This is a genomic window from Streptomyces sp. NBC_01197, from assembly GCF_036010505.1.
In the GTDB taxonomy this organism is placed as follows: domain Bacteria; phylum Actinomycetota; class Actinomycetes; order Streptomycetales; family Streptomycetaceae; genus Streptomyces.
Genome location: NZ_CP108569.1, coordinates 1848526 through 1863325 on the forward strand (window position 1 = coordinate 1848526; position 14800 = coordinate 1863325).

The 14800-nt window shown below is 71.2% G+C and carries 11 protein-coding genes; 2 read left to right on the forward strand and 9 right to left on the reverse strand.

From position 1 onward, the window contains the following. Positions 1 to 72 precede the first annotated feature (72 nt). From OG452_RS08195 to OG452_RS08205, 3 genes are all read right to left on the reverse strand, one after another. Positions 73 to 1518, reverse strand: a complete 1446-nt coding sequence (locus OG452_RS08195; RefSeq protein ID WP_327294961.1) for an aldehyde dehydrogenase family protein — start codon at positions 1516 to 1518, stop codon at positions 73 to 75. 156 nt (positions 1519 to 1674) lie between these two features. Next, on the reverse strand, positions 1675 to 3261 hold the full coding sequence (locus OG452_RS08200; RefSeq protein WP_327294962.1) for a PucR family transcriptional regulator: 1587 nt from the start codon (positions 3259 to 3261) through the stop codon (positions 1675 to 1677). A 103-nt stretch (positions 3262 to 3364) separates the two neighbouring features. Continuing rightward, the gene (locus OG452_RS08205) at positions 3365 to 5746 is read right to left on the reverse strand and encodes an ATP/GTP-binding protein (protein WP_327294963.1); all 2382 of its coding nucleotides are present in this window, start codon (positions 5744 to 5746) and stop codon (positions 3365 to 3367) included. Positions 5747 to 5969: 223 nt separating this feature from the next. Here OG452_RS08205 and gabT point away from each other — a divergent pair, with 223 nt between their 5' ends. After that, positions 5970 to 7301 carry a 4-aminobutyrate--2-oxoglutarate transaminase gene (gabT, locus tag OG452_RS08210; protein WP_327294965.1) on the forward strand — a complete coding sequence of 444 codons (1332 nt, stop codon included), beginning with the start codon at positions 5970 to 5972 and terminating at the stop codon, positions 7299 to 7301. Positions 7302 to 7643: 342 nt separating this feature from the next. Further along, positions 7644 to 8225, forward strand: a complete 582-nt coding sequence (locus tag OG452_RS08215) for a phosphatase PAP2 family protein (RefSeq protein ID WP_327294966.1) — start codon at positions 7644 to 7646, stop codon at positions 8223 to 8225. A gap of 190 nt (positions 8226 to 8415) precedes the next feature. Here the strand turns inward: OG452_RS08215 and OG452_RS08220 are convergent, their stop codons facing one another. The 6 genes from OG452_RS08220 to OG452_RS08245 all read right to left on the reverse strand — a co-directional run bounded on the left by OG452_RS08220 (position 8416) and on the right by OG452_RS08245 (position 14796). Next, positions 8416 to 8883 (reverse strand): hypothetical protein, encoded by a 468-nt coding sequence (locus OG452_RS08220; RefSeq protein WP_327294967.1) that lies wholly within the window; start codon positions 8881 to 8883, stop codon positions 8416 to 8418. Positions 8884 to 9097: 214 nt separating this feature from the next. Further along, positions 9098 to 10516, reverse strand: coding sequence for an NAD(P)/FAD-dependent oxidoreductase (locus OG452_RS08225; protein WP_327294968.1), 1419 nt, complete (start codon positions 10514 to 10516; stop codon positions 9098 to 9100). Positions 10517 to 10563: 47 nt separating this feature from the next. Further along, positions 10564 to 11373: an ABC transporter permease gene (locus tag OG452_RS08230; RefSeq protein WP_327294969.1), complete on the reverse strand. Its 810-nt coding sequence runs from the start codon at positions 11371 to 11373 to the stop codon at positions 10564 to 10566. After that, complete coding sequence (locus OG452_RS08235) at positions 11373 to 12305, reverse strand: ABC transporter permease (RefSeq protein ID WP_327294970.1); 933 nt, start codon at positions 12303 to 12305, stop codon at positions 11373 to 11375. Before OG452_RS08235 ends, OG452_RS08230 begins: the two co-directional genes overlap by 1 nt. Continuing rightward, positions 12302 to 13453 (reverse strand): ABC transporter ATP-binding protein, encoded by a 1152-nt coding sequence (locus OG452_RS08240; protein ID WP_327294971.1) that lies wholly within the window; start codon positions 13451 to 13453, stop codon positions 12302 to 12304. The genes OG452_RS08235 and OG452_RS08240 overlap by 4 nt, the downstream gene beginning before the upstream one ends. 95 nt (positions 13454 to 13548) lie before the next feature. Next, positions 13549 to 14796 (reverse strand): ABC transporter substrate-binding protein, encoded by a 1248-nt coding sequence (locus OG452_RS08245; protein ID WP_327294972.1) that lies wholly within the window; start codon positions 14794 to 14796, stop codon positions 13549 to 13551. Between the last annotated feature and the right edge of the window lie 4 nt (positions 14797 to 14800).

Consider the following 14800-nt stretch of genomic DNA (forward strand, 5'->3'; position numbering starts at 1 on the left):
GGACGAATGCGTCCGATCGGGTCCGCCGGTCCGGACCAGCTCCGTGGGCTGATCCGGATCAGTCCGCCCGGTTCAGAGGGCGAGGCCCGTGAAGACCATGACCCGCTCGTAGGTGTAGTCCTCCATCGCGAAGCGCACGCCCTCACGGCCGACGCCTGACTGCTTGGCGCCGCCGTACGGCATCTGGTCCGCACGGTACGAGGGCACGTCGCCGACGATCACACCGCCGACCTCCAGGGTGCTGTGGGCACGGAACGCCGTCTGCACGTCGTGCGTGAACACGCCCGCCTGCAGGCCGTACTTGGAGTCGTTGACCGCGGCGAACGCCTCCGCCTCGCCGTCGACCCTGGTGAGCGTCAGGACCGGGCCGAAGATCTCCTCGCAGGCGACCGTGGTGTCCGCGGGGACGTCGGCGAGCACGGTCGGCGCGTAGCTGGCGCCATCCCGGGAGCCGCCCGCGAGCAGCTTGGCGCCCGCCTGGACCGCCTCGTCGACCCAGGACTCGACCCGCCTGGCCGCGTCCTCGCTGACCAGCGGGCCGACGTCGGTGGCCGCGTCGGCGGGGTCGCCGGTGGCCTGCTTGGCCACGGCGTCGACGATCTTCGGGACGAGCCGGTCGTACACCGAGGCGTCGGCGATCACACGCTGCACCGAGATGCAGGACTGGCCGCCCTGGTAGTTCGAGAAGGTCGCGATACGCGCGGCGGCCCAGTCGAGGTCCTTCTCGGACGCGTAGTCGGCGAGGACCACGGCCGCGCCGTTCCCGCCGAGCTCCAGCGTGATGTGCTTGCGCGGGACCGAGTCCATGATCGCGAAGCCGACCTTGTCGGATCCGGTGAACGAGATGACCGGGAGCCGCTCGTCCTGGACGAGGGCGGGCATCTTGTCGTTGGGAACCGGAAGGACCGACCAGGAGCCCGCGGGCAGCTCGGTCTCGGCCAGCAGCTCGCCGAGGATGAGACCCGAGAGCGGGGTCGCCGGGGCGGGCTTGAGGATGATCGGCGCGCCGACCGCGATGGCGGGGGCGATCTTGTGGGCGCAGAGGTTCAGCGGGAAGTTGAACGGCGCGACGCCCAGGACCGCGCCGCGCGGGAAGCGGCGCGTCAGCGCGAGGCGGCCGGCGCCGCCCGCGTCGGTGTCGAGGCGCTGCGCCTCGCCGCCGTTGTAGCGGCGGGCCTCCTCAGCGGCGAACCGGAACACCGATACGGCGCGGCCGACTTCGCCGCGGGCCCACTTGATGGGCTTGCCGTTCTCGGCGGTGATCAGCTGGGCGATCTCCTCCGTGCGCTCGACCAGGCGGCGGGAGACATGGTCCAGGGCGGCGGCGCGGACGTGGGCGGGCGTCGCGGCGAACTCGTCCCGGACGGCGTGCGCGGCGGCGACGGCCTCCTCGACCTGGGCATCGGTCGGGACGGCGACCGTACCGACGAGCCGGCCGTCCCAGGGGGAGGTGACATCGAAGGTGTCATCGCCGGTGGCCTGGCGGCCGGCGAGCCAGAAGGCGTGGGTGGAGGTCATGTGTTCCGGCCCTTCCGTGGTGGTGTTTGGTGCTCCCACGGTAGGGGCGCGAAGGCGGCGCCGTGATTGTCCGGCGTGGAGTGGTACGGGTCTCCAGCGCGCCGGAATGGCCTGGGGCGGGGCGGGGCGCTCCGGGCGCCGCCGCGTCCCGCCTCCTCAGGGCATGCTCGTGGCCTTCAGCGCCAGCCAGAGCTCCATCCGTACGTCCGGATCGTCGAGCGACCGCCCCAGGATCTCCTCGACCCGCCGCATCCGGTACCGCAGCGTGTGCCGGTGCACCCCCAGGTCCGCGGCGGCCGCGTCCCACTGGCCGTGGTGCGCGAGCCAGGCTCGCAGGGACGCCACCAGGTCACCGCGGCCGGTCGCGTCGTGCTCGTGCAGCGGGCGCAGCATCCCGTCGGCGAAGGCCCGTACCGCGTCGTCGGCGAGCAGCGGCACCACGGATCCGGTGGCCAGTTCCTCGTGTTCGACCAGGACCCGGCCGCGCCGGCGGGCGACCGAGAGCGCCTGTTCGGCCTGGCGGTACGCGGAGGCGGCGGCGATCGTGCCGGCCGGCGCGGACTGGCCGATGACGACGTGGTCGCCCTCGCCGGCTGGACCCGCGGAGCCCGCGGGGAGCGGGGTCTCCGCCTGGGCCTGGACGGCCTCGATCCGCTGGGCGTACGCGGTGCAGGCGGTGACCGCGGCCCCGCCGTCGGTGGCGAGCACGACGAGACGCTCGCCCTCGGGCACGACGAGCACCATCTCGCCCGCCCGGGACGCCCCTGCCTCCAGCGACTCGGCCAGCTCCTGGAGCGCGCCGGACCTGCCCTCGGCGATGAGCAGCCGGTACGGGGCGTCGAGCAGACCGTTGTAGAGGTCCCCCGCGACCGTGCGCGCGTGATCGGGTTCCCCGGCGAGCAGCATCCGCAGTACGGCGGCGCCCAGCCGGTCCTCGGCCGCCCGCAGCGACCGGGAGCGTTCGGTGGTCAGGGTGAGCAGGGCGATGGCCGAGTGCACCGCGTACCGCTCGGCGGTGCCCAGCGGGGCGCCCGTGCCGACGGCCAGCGCGCCGTGCGGGCGGCGGCCGGTGCCGAGGGACTGGAGCTCGACGCGGTCGTCGGAGCCGCCGACGACGGCGCTCGCGGGCGCCGGGCGTTCGCCGAGCCGGGCGACGTCCGATGTGAGCCGTGCGGCGCGGCGGGCGGCCCACTCGGGGGCGACCGCCACGACGGTGCCGGCCGCGTCGTACAGTGCGGCCCAGCCGTCGACGTGCGAAGCGAGCCGCGCCAGCAGGTCGCCGGGGCCGTCGCCGCTCAGCGCTGCCCGGGTCAGCTCGCGCTGGGCCTCGAAGCCCGCGGTGACCGAGCGGTACTGATCGGCGGCGATGGCGGCCGACACCGCTTTGCTGATGGCCAGGAACGGCGTGCGCCGGGGGACTTCCAGAAGCGGCAGACCCTCCTCCTCGGCGGCGGCGACCAGCGTGGGCGGGATGTCCTCGTAGTGGACGCCGACCGCGAACCCGAGCCCGACGACTCCGGCCTTCGCGAGCCGCCGTACGTACCGCCGCATCGCCTCCTGGTCCCCGGTGTCCAGCGTCATCGCGGTGATGAGGAGGAGCTCGCCGCCCTCCATGTACGGGACGGGGTCGGCCAGCTCACTGACGTGGGCCCAGCGCACCGGCGTCTCGAGATGGCCCTCCCCGGCACGCACGGTGAGCTTGAGCGTGGAGTGGTGGACGAGCGAGGCAAGGGTGGGCGGCATGGAGGGACCGTAGGACCTTCGGCTGAAGAATGGGTGAGAACTGCGCCGCCCCGTATGAACGGCTACACCAATTCTGCCAGGGCGTACGGGTCCCCGCGCCGGATCAGCCGCGCAGGTCCACCAGAAGGGGTGGTGCGTGCTCACCGCGCACGGTCCTCAGCGAGAGCACCGCATGGCCCGCGGGAACCGAATGGGCCAGGTCGGAGGCCGACCAGCGCTCGCGCTCGACCCTCCGTACGGTGACGGCGTCCGTCGTCACCGCCTTGCCGGTGACGAGTTTGCGGAAGGAGTGGATCGCCCGGGTCAGCGGCTGGTCGGCGAAGACCGTGCGCTGGGTGACGTCCCTGGTCTCCACCCATTCGGTGCCCCATGCCTCGGCGAAGGACCTGCCCTCCCAGGTGGTCACCCCGGAGAACGCCATCCGGCAGCCGACCGCGCCGAGCAGCGCGGTGTGCAGGTCTTCGGGGACATCACTCAGGCTGCGCAGGACGAGGACGGCTCCGGCGTGCGCGGAGCGCAGCCGCTGGATGGAGCGGACCGAATCCGCCGTGACGGTGCGGGTGGCGTCGTCGAGGACCAGGCAGGCGAAGAGCGAGCGGTCGGCGCGGGCCGCCGCGCTCGCGGTGAACTGGGCGAGTACGAGCCGGGCGAGTACCCGGGACGCCTCCGCGTGCGCCCGTTCCGGGAGGTCGATCCTGACCCGTACGGGGTGTTCGAGCGAGCGCAGCGAGAAGGGCCGCGACGTGCCCGAGGTGTCGAAGAACCCGGCGAAGGCGGGCCGGTCGAGCGAGGCGACCCGGTCGGCGAGGGCCGGTCCTGGATCGCCCGGCGTCCCGGACTGCCGGGCGCGGGCGTCGAGTTCGCGCTGCAGGCCGAAGTGGCCGCCCGCGTCGAGCGCCTCGCGCAGGGTGGCGAGCGCGGCCGGCACGCCGTCGAGAAGTTCCCGCAGGTCGGGCACTGAAGGGAAGCGGCCGTGGGCCGCCAGGTAGGGGCCGAGCAGCTGAGCGAGCGCGGTGGCCGCGCGCCGGCTGTCGACCTCGGGGAGGTCGCCGGTGAACGCCTCGGCGAGTACGGCGGCGGCCTCGTCGGGGTCGGTCGCGCCGCCGTAGAGGTCGAAGTCGTGGACGGACGAGGGGTCGCCGGGTTTGACCACGACGTCGTACGCGTCGTCGGGACCGAGCTGGGTGCCGGCCGCGGCCACCGCGATGACGGCGGCCTGGCCCGCGAGTGCCTGCAGGGCGAGGGACTCCACCACGGGCCGCACCAGGTCGCGGGTCTTGCCCGCGCCGGGCGGTCCTACGGCAAGCAGCGAGGTGCCGAGCAGCTCGGGTTCGAGCGCGAGACCGCTGCCGCGCCTGGCGTATGGGTTGCGCTCGCCCGGATCGACCGTGCCGAGCCTGACCTGGCGTACGAGCAGGTCGTGCCGGGCCGCGCGCACCGGCAGGTCACGGGCGCCCGAGGGGTGCACGCACGCGGCGGCGCCGGTCCGGCGCACGGCTTCGGTGAAGGAGCCGAGCCGGGCCGGGTCCGCCTGGACCGAGCGCCAGGCGCGCCGGACGCGGGTGTAGTCCACGTCGTTCATCCTCCCGGAGCGCACCTCGTCGGAGAGCCGGTCGGCGAGCTCGGTCAGCCCCTGGGCGCGCAGTTCGGGCCAGTCGGCGAGCGCCGGGACCGACGGGTCCTGGGCGGCCGCCCTCGCCTGTGCCTGTACCTGTGCCTGCTCCTGTGGTGCGCGCTGCTGCGGCAGCTGCCCCGGGCGCAGCAGGGTGCGCCAGCGGCCCAGCCGGGCGAACGGCCAGATCACGGCCAGCGTGATCAGCCCGTACAGCGTGTAGGCCACGGTCGCCGCCACGACGCGGTCGCCGCCGCCGGTCAGCCAGGACCGCGGGACCAGCATGAAGACCATGTCGAGCCCCGGCAGGGTGTCCGTCCAGACGAACATCCAGACCAGGAGGGCGAGGGCGGCGGCGGCCGTCGCACGGGCGCGCGGTCCGCGGCCCTCGACGGCACGCTCGAAGGCCCCGCGCCAGTTGCCGAGCCGGCCGAAGCCGTAGAGGAGCACGGCCGCGATCAGGAACCGGTAGACCTCAAGGGCGTTCTCCGCACCCCGCGGCGCCGGTTCGCCCATCCGCTGGCGGCTCCACCAGTCCCCCGGCGTGAACAGCTCCAGCGGGACGCGCCAGTACGGGATGTAGCCGTTGCGCCAGAGCGACCAGACGAGGACGCAGGCGAGCAGCGAGATGACCGCACCGCTGAGCAGCGTGCGGCCGGGCACGTTCTCGGCCTCCGGGGGGCGCTCCACATGGCCGTACGCCCAGACGCCGGGCCCCTCCCGGTGGCGCGGGGCCGCCAGCCAGTCGGTGAGCACCGGTCCTGTCGCGGGCGCGTAGCCCGGCGGGGGCGGGACGGCCGGCGGCCCGGCGGGCCGCGGCACGGGGCCGGCCCCCCGGGTGCCGCGTGCGTCGTACGTGCCTTCGGTGTCCATGACCCCTGCCCCCTGATCAGCCAGGTCCGGCCTGTGCGGTGCGCCTCGATCTCGCGCCTCAATCTAGTGCCACGTGCCCGCTACCGGGTGTCATCACGCTGCTATGTCCGCCGCGGACAACGACACACCCGGACCACTACCGAACGGAGCATGCCGCGTCTCGGGGCGCGCCCCTAGCCTGCTGTGAGAGGAAGCGTCCGATTTCGTCCCACAGGAGTCCCCCATGACCGCTGTTCCGCAGGAGCGCCGCGTCGTCACCGCCATCCCCGGCCCGAAGTCGCAGGAGCTGCAGGCCCGTCGCAACGCGACGGTCGCATCGGGTGTCGGCTCCGTGCTGCCGGTCTTCACGACCCGCGCGGGCGGCGGCATCATCGAGGACGTCGACGGCAACCGCCTCATCGACTTCGGTTCCGGCATCGCCGTGACCTCCGTGGGCGCGTCCGCCGAGGCCGTCGTGCGCCGGGCGTCCGCGCAGCTCGCCGAGTTCACCCACAGCTGTTTCATGGTGACCCCGTACGAGGGGTACGTCGAGGTCTGTGAGGCGCTCGCGGAGCTGACCCCGGGCGACCACGCCAAGAAGTCGGCGCTCTTCAACTCCGGCGCCGAGGCAGTCGAGAACGCCGTGAAGATCGCCCGCGCTTACACCAAGCGCCAGGCCGTCGTCGTCTTCGACCACGGCTACCACGGCCGCACCAACCTCACGATGGCGCTGACCGCGAAGAACATGCCGTACAAGAACGGCTTCGGCCCGTTCGCGCCCGAGGTCTACCGGGTGCCCGTGGCGTACGGCTACCGCTGGCCGAGCGGCCCGGAGAACGCCGGCGCCGAGGCGTCCGCCCAGGCCATCGACATGATCAACAAGCAGATCGGCGCGGAGAACGTCGCGGCGATCATCATCGAGCCGGTCCTCGGCGAGGGCGGCTTCATCGAGCCCGCCAAGGGCTTCCTGCCCGCCGTCGCGCAGTTCGCCAAGGACAACGGCATCGTCTTCGTGGCCGACGAGATCCAGTCCGGCTTCTGCCGCACCGGCCAGTGGTTCGCGTGTGAGGACGAGGGCATCGTCCCCGACCTGATCACCACCGCCAAGGGCATCGCGGGCGGTCTGCCGCTCTCCGCGGTGACCGGCCGCGCCGAGATCATGGACGCCGCGCACTCCGGCGGCCTCGGCGGCACGTACGGCGGCAACCCGGTCGCCTGTGCCGGCGCCCTCGGCTCGATCGAGACGATGAAGGAGCTGGACCTCAACGCGAAGGCCCGGCGCATCGAGGAGATCATGAAGGCGCGGCTGACGGCCGTCCAGGAGAAGTACGACATCATCGGCGACATCCGCGGCCGTGGCGCGATGATCGCGGTCGAGCTGGTGAAGTCGGGCACGAAGGACCCCAACCCGGAGGCGACGGCGGCTCTGGCCAAGGCGTGCCACGCGGTGGGTCTGCTGGTGCTGACCTGCGGCACCTACGGCAACGTGCTGCGCTTCCTGCCCCCGCTGGTCATCGGCGAGGACCTGCTCAACGAGGGTCTGGACCTGCTGGAGCAGGCCTTCGCGGGCGTGTGACCTCCAGTAACGGGCGGGGCGTGTGAAGAACGTGTGGGGGGGCGATGGCGGGATGCGATTCCGGCTGTCGGCCCCCTTTCCCCTGCCGTACGGTTCTGACAGATGAGAGAAACACCTCGCTCACGGGTGACTGTGGGCGATCCCAGGCAAGGGCCTCCCCAGCTCGCGCCTGGTCGTGCCTTCGCGCACACCACCGGAGCTTCGGGCTCCGGATCTCCTCACCGATCGGATGGCCGCCCGCCCCACACCCCCCGGGGCGCGCGGCACACCGGTCCAGGCGGCCGCCCCGGAACTACCCCCCCTGTTCCCGGGCGGCCGGCTTCTCTCTCCGAACTGCGACGCGTGCTGCTCTCCGCGTTCGGCTGCGTTCTCCTCTTCGCACTCATCACCTGGCAGGTCCTGGTCCGCGGGCCCCTGCTGCGGCTGGATGTGCGCGTGGACCACTACATCGTCGGCACCGGCCCGGGATGGCTCAGCGGCGCCCTCTCCGACCTGGGCAACACAGAGGTGGCGCCACCTGTCCTGGTGGTGGCGATGGCGTACGCCCTGTGGCGCGGCAGCCGCCGGGACGTGCTGGCCGCCGCCCTGGCGATGGCCGCGGTGCCGGCCCTGGTGGTACCGCTGAAGCTCTGGACAGCCCGGCCGGGGCCGCTCGACCCGTCCACCGGGTACTTCCCCTCGGGCCACTCGGCCACCGCGATGGTGGCGTACGGAGGGGCCGCGCTGCTCCTCGTGCCGTACGTCCGGCGGAACTGGCCGGTGCCCGTCGCCGTAATCCTGACGGTGGCGACGGGCACCGGTCTTCTCCTGCACGGCTACCACTGGCCACTCGACGTGCTGGCGAGCTGGCTCCTGTGCGGGGCTCTGCTGCTGGTCACTGCCAGCTGTATGCGTCGAAGTTCTTCGCGAACTCCTGATTGCTGAACAGGGTCCCAGTCGACGGACCAGGCCATCAGCCCGCGCAGTCCCGGCCAGGTCCCGTGGGTCGCGCAGGAGCCGCAGCCGGACGTTTCACAACTGCCTCCGGGCATGGGGGGATTGAGGTGGTGAAGCGCGCCCAACGTGGTCCAGACCAATTGGACTGTCAAGGTTTCACACACCCACCGGCGGTGGTTCAGACCAGACCGTCACCAATGTCGCCCGCCCGGAGCGCGGCTGCCTCGTGCATCGCCATCTCCAGCAGCGCCGGGTCGGTGAGGGTGCCCTCGGCATCCGGCGGGACGAGCCAGCGCACCCCGCCGGACACCCGGCCCGGCTGCGGCACCACGATCCAGGTGCCGCTGCCCGCGCCGCGCACGCCGGTGCCGATCCAGCGCGCTGCCGTCCCCGCCGGTACGAAGAAGCCCATGCTGGCCTCCCCGAAATCCGCCAGCACCGGCCCCGGCCGGTCGATGAGCCGGGACAGCACGTCCAGGGTCGGATAGCCCAGCTCCCCCGGAACGATGAGGACGTCCCAGCGCACCCCGGCGGGCAGGAGGGCCACCCCGTGCGGGTCGCGTTCCCATGCCCGCCGGCACGCGCCGGGATCCGGCGCCACCGAAGCGAGCCACTCCACTGCGGTCCTTGCCTCCGAGCCAGCCATCGCCCGGCCTCCATTCGTACGCGCGGATGTGCGTGCACGGGGAGAGAGCGGGGTCAGGGCACTTCATGACGCGGGTTCGACCACCCAATGACAGTGAGGTGGGTCACAGGCCGACCGGGAGCCGTGGGACCAGGCCGAGCCGTGGGACCGGCCGGAGCCGTGGGACCGGCCGGAGCCGTGGGACCGGCCGGATCAAGGCACGGTCAAGGCTGGATCAGGAATCGAATCCGAGACCGAGGCGGTCCATCGACTTGAGCCAGAGATTGCGCCGGCCGCCGTTCTCATCCGCCCGCGCCAGCGACCACTTCGTCAGCCCGATGCCCGCCCAGGCGAACGGCTCGGGCGGGAACGGCAGTGGCTTACTCCGCACCATCTCCAGGCGGGTGCGCTCCGTGTCGGCCCCCGAGAGCAGGTCGAGCATCACATCGCCGCCGAACCGGGTGGCTCCGACGCCGAGGCCGGTGAAGCCCGCGGCATAGGCGACGCGCCCGCCGTGCGCTGTACCGAAGAAGGCCGAGAACCGCGAGCAGGTGTCGATCGCGCCGCCCCACGCATGGCTGAAGCGGACCCCTTCGAGCTGCGGGAAGCAGGTGAAGAAGTGCTCGGCGAGGGTCAGATAGGTGGCCGGGCGCTGGTCGAGTTCGGCGCTCAGCCTGCCGCCGTACGGATAGATCGCGTCGTAGCCGCCCCACAGGATGCGGTGGTCGGCGGTCAGCCGGAAGTAGTGGAACTGGTTGGCGCTGTCACCGAGCCCCTGCCGGCCCCGCCAGCCGATCGACGCCAGCTGTTCGCCGGAGAGCGGCTCGGTCATCAGCGCGTAGTCGTAGACCGGGACGGTGTACGGGCGTACCCGCTTGACCAGCGAGGGGAAGATGTTCGTGCCCAGCGCCACCTGCCGGGCGCAGACCCTGCCGTACGGGGTACGGACGTCCATCCCCGGTCCTGAGCGCACCAGGTCGAGGCCGCGGGTGCGCTCGTACATCCGGACGCCGAGGTCCAGGCAGGCACGCTTGAGCCCCCAGGCCAGCTTGGCCGGATGCAGCATCGCGACGCCGCGCCGGTCCCAGAGCCCGGCCAGGAAGGTCGGCGAGTCCACCTCGGCCCGTAGGGCGTCCTGGTCGAGGAACTCCAGGCCCCCGAAGCCGAGTTCGGCGGTCTCCCGGTGCCAGTCGCGCAGCTCATCGGCCTGGTGCGGCCGGGTGGCGACATCGATCTCGCCGGTGCGCTCGAAGTCGCAGTCGATCCCGTACCGGGCGACGGTGTCCTCGATGGCGTCGAGGTTGCGCGCGCCCAGCTGCTCCAGCTGCTTGATCTCGCCGGGCCAGCGTTCGAGACCGTTGGCGAGACCGTGGGTCAGGGAGGCGGCGCAGAAGCCGCCATTGCGGCCCGAGGCCGCCCAGCCCACCTCGTTGCCCTCGATGAGGACCACGTCCAGGCCGGGGTCGCGCTCCTTGGCGAGCAGCGCGGTCCACAGACCGCTGTAACCGCCGCCGACGACGAGGAGGTCACAGCTGACGTCACCGGTGAGGGCGGGCAGTACGGCGGGCTTGCCGGGGTCCTCCAGCCAGAACGACACGGGTTCGGCGTCGGCGAGCGATGCGGCAAGTGCACGGGTCATGGCAGCTGGGGCCATGGGTTCCACTCCTTCGGGTCCTGCTCGGTGCGGTGTTCCGGTCCTGCTCAGTGCGGTGTGCTGTTCTTCCGGCGGTTGCTGATGAGCTGGCCGCCGAGTACCACCAGCACCGCGATGACGAACATCGCCGTGCCGATGACGTTGATCTGTACAGGGGTACCGCGCTGGGCCGAACCCCAGACGTACATGGGGAAGGTCACGGTCGACCCCGCGTTGAAGTTGGTGATGATGAAGTCGTCGAAGGAGAGCGAGAAGGCGAGCAGCGCGCCCGCCGCGATGCCGGGCGACACGATCGGCAGGGTGACCCGCAGGAAGGTCTGCACCGGGCTCGCGTAGAGGTCGCGCGCGGCTTCCTCCAGCCGCGGGTCCATGGACATCACCCGGGCCTTGACCGCGGTGACCACGAAGCTCAGGCAGAACATGATGTGCGCGATGAGGATGGTCCAGAAGCCCAGCTGGGCACCCATGTTGAGGAACAGGGTGAGCAGCGAGGCGGCCATCACGACCTCGGGCATCGCCATCGGCAGGAAGATCAGCGAGTTGATCGCGCCGCGCGCCCGGAACCGGTAGCGGACCAGGGCGAACGCGATCATCGTGCCGAGCATGGTGGAGCCGATCGTCGCCCAGACCGCGATCTCCAGCGAGAGGTTCAGCGAGCCGCAGATGTCGGCGACCCCGCAGGGGTCCTTCCAGGCGTCCAGCGAGAACCGCTGCCAGCTGATGTTGAAGCGCCCGTTGGGCTTGTTGAAGGAGAAGACCATCACGACGACGTTGGGCAGGATCAGATAGGCGAGTGTGATCAGCCCGGCGACGGTGACGAGATTGCGGCGCAGCCAGCGCGTGGAGTTCCTCAGCATCAGACCAGGTCCTCCGTGCCGGATCGGCGGATGTAGACGGTGACCATGACCAGCACGATCGCCATGAGGATGAAGGAGAGCGCGGCCGCCGTCGGATAGTCGAGCACCCGCAGGAACTGCGACTGGATGACGCTGCCCACCATCTTGGTGTCGGTCGAGCCGAGCAGCTCGGAGTTGACGTAGTCACCGGCCGCCGGAATGAAGGTGAGCAGGGTGCCGGAGACGACGCCCGGCATGGAGAGCGGGAAGGTCACCTTGCGGAAGGTGGTGGCCGGGGTGGCGTAGAGGTCGCCCGCCGCTTCGTGCAGCCGCCCGTCGATCCGCTCCAGCGAGGTGTAGAGCGGCAGGATCATGAACGGCAGGAAGTTGTAGGTGAGTCCGCAGACCACGGCCATGGGCGTGGCCAGCACCCGGCTGCCGTCGGTCCACCCGAGCCAGCTGGTCACATCGAGGATGTGCAGGGTGTTCAGGACGCCCACGACCGGACCGCCGTCGGCCAGGATCGTCTTCCAGGCGAGCGTGCGGATCAGGAAGCTCGTGAAGAACGGCGCGATGACCAGGATCAGCACCACATTGCGCCAGCGGCCCGCCTTGAAGGCGATGAGGTACGAGAGCGGGTACCCGAGCAGCAGACAGAGCACCGTCGCGGTGCCCGCGTACAGCAGGGAGCGGATGAACTGCGGGTAGTACTCGTGCAGCGCGTCCCAGTACGTCTGGAAGTGCCAGGTGACCTGGAAGCCGTCCTCCAGCGAACCCGTCTGCACCGATGTCGACGCCTGGTAGACCATCGGCAGCGCGAAGAAGACCAGCAGCCAGATGATGCCGGGCAGCAGCAGCCAGTAGGGTACGAGCCGCTTGCGGACCGGGGGCTTGCGTACGGCGCCGGCCTCCTCCGCGGGGGCCTCGGCGAGCGGGGCCTCGGTGACGGTCACGCGGCCTCCTCCCCGGCGCCCGACTTGCCGGCGTCGACCGCCTGGTCGGCGTCGAGGCCGAACGAGTGCCCGGGGTTCCAGTGCAGGACGACATCCGCCCCCGGCGACAGCCGGGAGTCGCGCTCGACGTTCTGTACGTAGACCTCCAGACCGGGGCAGACCGGGCTGTCGATGACGTACTGCGTGGAGACCCCGATGAAGCTGGAGTCGGCTATGCGTCCGCTGATGCGGTTGCGGCCGTCGGCTATCTCCGCCGCGTCGTCCGCGTGCACCAGGGCGATCTTCTCGGGCCGCACCCCGACGAGCAGCTTGTCACCGGCGCTGGTGGCGGCCTTGCAGCGGTCGGCGGGCAGCCGGAGCTTGGCCCCCGACGCCAGGACGGTGATGTCGGCCCCTGCCTCGACGACTTCGGCCTCGATGAGGTTCGAGGTACCGAGGAAGTTCGCGACGAAGGTGGTGTTCGGGTTCTCGTACAGCTCGGCGGGAGCGCCCAGTTGCTCGACCCGGCCGCCGTTCATCACCGCGACGGTGTCGGCCATGGTCATGGCCTCCTCCTGGTCGTGGGTGACATGGACGAAGGTGATGCCGACCTCGGTCTGGATGCGCTTGAGCTCCAGCTGCATCTGGCGGCGCAGCTTCAGGTCGAGAGCGCCGAGCGGCTCGTCGAGCAGCAGCACCTGCGGGTGGTTGATGAGCGCCCGGGCGACGGCGACGCGCTGCTGCTGGCCGCCGGAGAGCTGGTGCGGTTTGCGGTGCGCGAAGTCCCCGAGCTGGACGAGGTCGAGCATGTCGCCGACCTGCTTCTTGACGGTCTTGATGCCGCGCCTGCGCAGCCCGAAGGCGATGTTCTCGGTCACGTCGAGGTGCGGGAAGAGCGCGTACGACTGGAAGACCGTGTTGACCGGGCGTTTGTAGGGGGGCAGATCGGTGACGTCCCGGTCGCCGAGCCGGACGGTGCCGGTGGTGGGGTCCTCCAGTCCTGCGATCATCCGCAGGGTGGTGGTCTTTCCGCAGCCGGAGGCGCCGAGTAGCGCGAAGAAGGAGCCCTGCGGGACGGTCAGGTCCAGCGGGTGCACCGCGGTGAAGGACCCGTAGGTCTTGCTGATCCCGGCGAGGCGGACGTCGCCGCCTTCATTCGTCTGTGTCATGGGTACGGTCCCGGGGGTCGTGGGAACAGAGGGGGAGCTGAGAGAGCAGAGGGGGCGGTGGGGCTGGAGAGTCCTGGGGGCCGCGCGGTTCCGGATCAGGCCCCGATCAGCCTGGAGAACTTCTCCTCGTACGCCGCGTCTTCCTTGCTGGAGAGCGAGCGGAAGGAGTGCGACCGGGCGGTCATCGCCTTATCGGGGAGGATCAGCTGGTTGGCCGCCAGTTCGGGGGCGATCTTCGCGAGCTCCCCGCGGATACCGTCCACCGGGGAGAGGTAGTTGATGTACGCGGTGAGCTTCGCGGCGACGGCTGGCTCGTAGTAGTAGTCCATCAGCCGCTCGGCGTTGGAGGTGTGGCGCGCGTTGGCCGGAACCATCATGTTGTCGCTGGAAGTCAGGTAACCGGCGGTGGGGATCGCGTACTTGACATGCGGGTTGTCGTTCTGGAGCTGGGTGATGTCACCGCCCCAGGCGAGGCAGGCGGCGATGTCGCCCTTGTCCAGGTCACTGATGTAGTCGTTGCCGGTGAAGCGGCGTATCTGCTTGGTGTCGACGCCCTTCTGGAGGCGGCCGATCGCGGCGTCGAAGTCGGCGTCGGTGATCTTCGCCGGGTCCTTGCCCATGTCGAGCAGCGTCATCCCGACCGAGTCGCGCATCTCCGAGAGGAAACCCACCCGCCCCTTGAGTCTGGGGTCGTCGAGGAGCTGGGTGACGGAGTCGACCTTGCGGCCGCCGGTCGCCTTCGTGTTGTAGGCGATGACGGTGGGGACACCGGCCCAGGGGTACGAGTAGACGCGGCCCGGATCCCAGTCGGGGTCGCGGAACTGTGGGGAGAGGTTCGCGTACGCGTGCGGGAGCAGCGACGCGTCGAGCCGTTCCACCCAGCCGAACCGGATCAGCCTGGCGGCCAGCCAGTCGGTGAGGATGATGAGGTCCCGTCCGGTGTCCTGGCCGGCCGCGAGCTGCGGCTTGATCTTGCCGAAGAACTCGACGTTGTCGTTGATGTCCTCGGTGTAGTTGACCTTGATCCCGGTGCGCTTGGTGAACCCCTCCAGGGTGGGCCGGTGCTTTCCGTCGTCGGTGACGTCCACATACTCGGTCCAGTTGGAGAAGTTGATCACCTTCTCCGCGGCCGAGTGGTCGTCGGAGGCCGGGGCCCCGCCGTCGCGTTTGGCGGCGGGGATACCGCAGCCGGTGAGAGCGGCGAGGCCCCCGAGCGTGAGGGCGCCTGCGCCGGTGGCGCGCAGGAGCGATCGGCGGGCGACGGGCCCGCCGCCACGGGCCAGGGTGCGGCGCGTGGCGGCCAGCTGGGCCGGGGAGAGACGGTCTGGCTCGAACTGCTCCATGGGC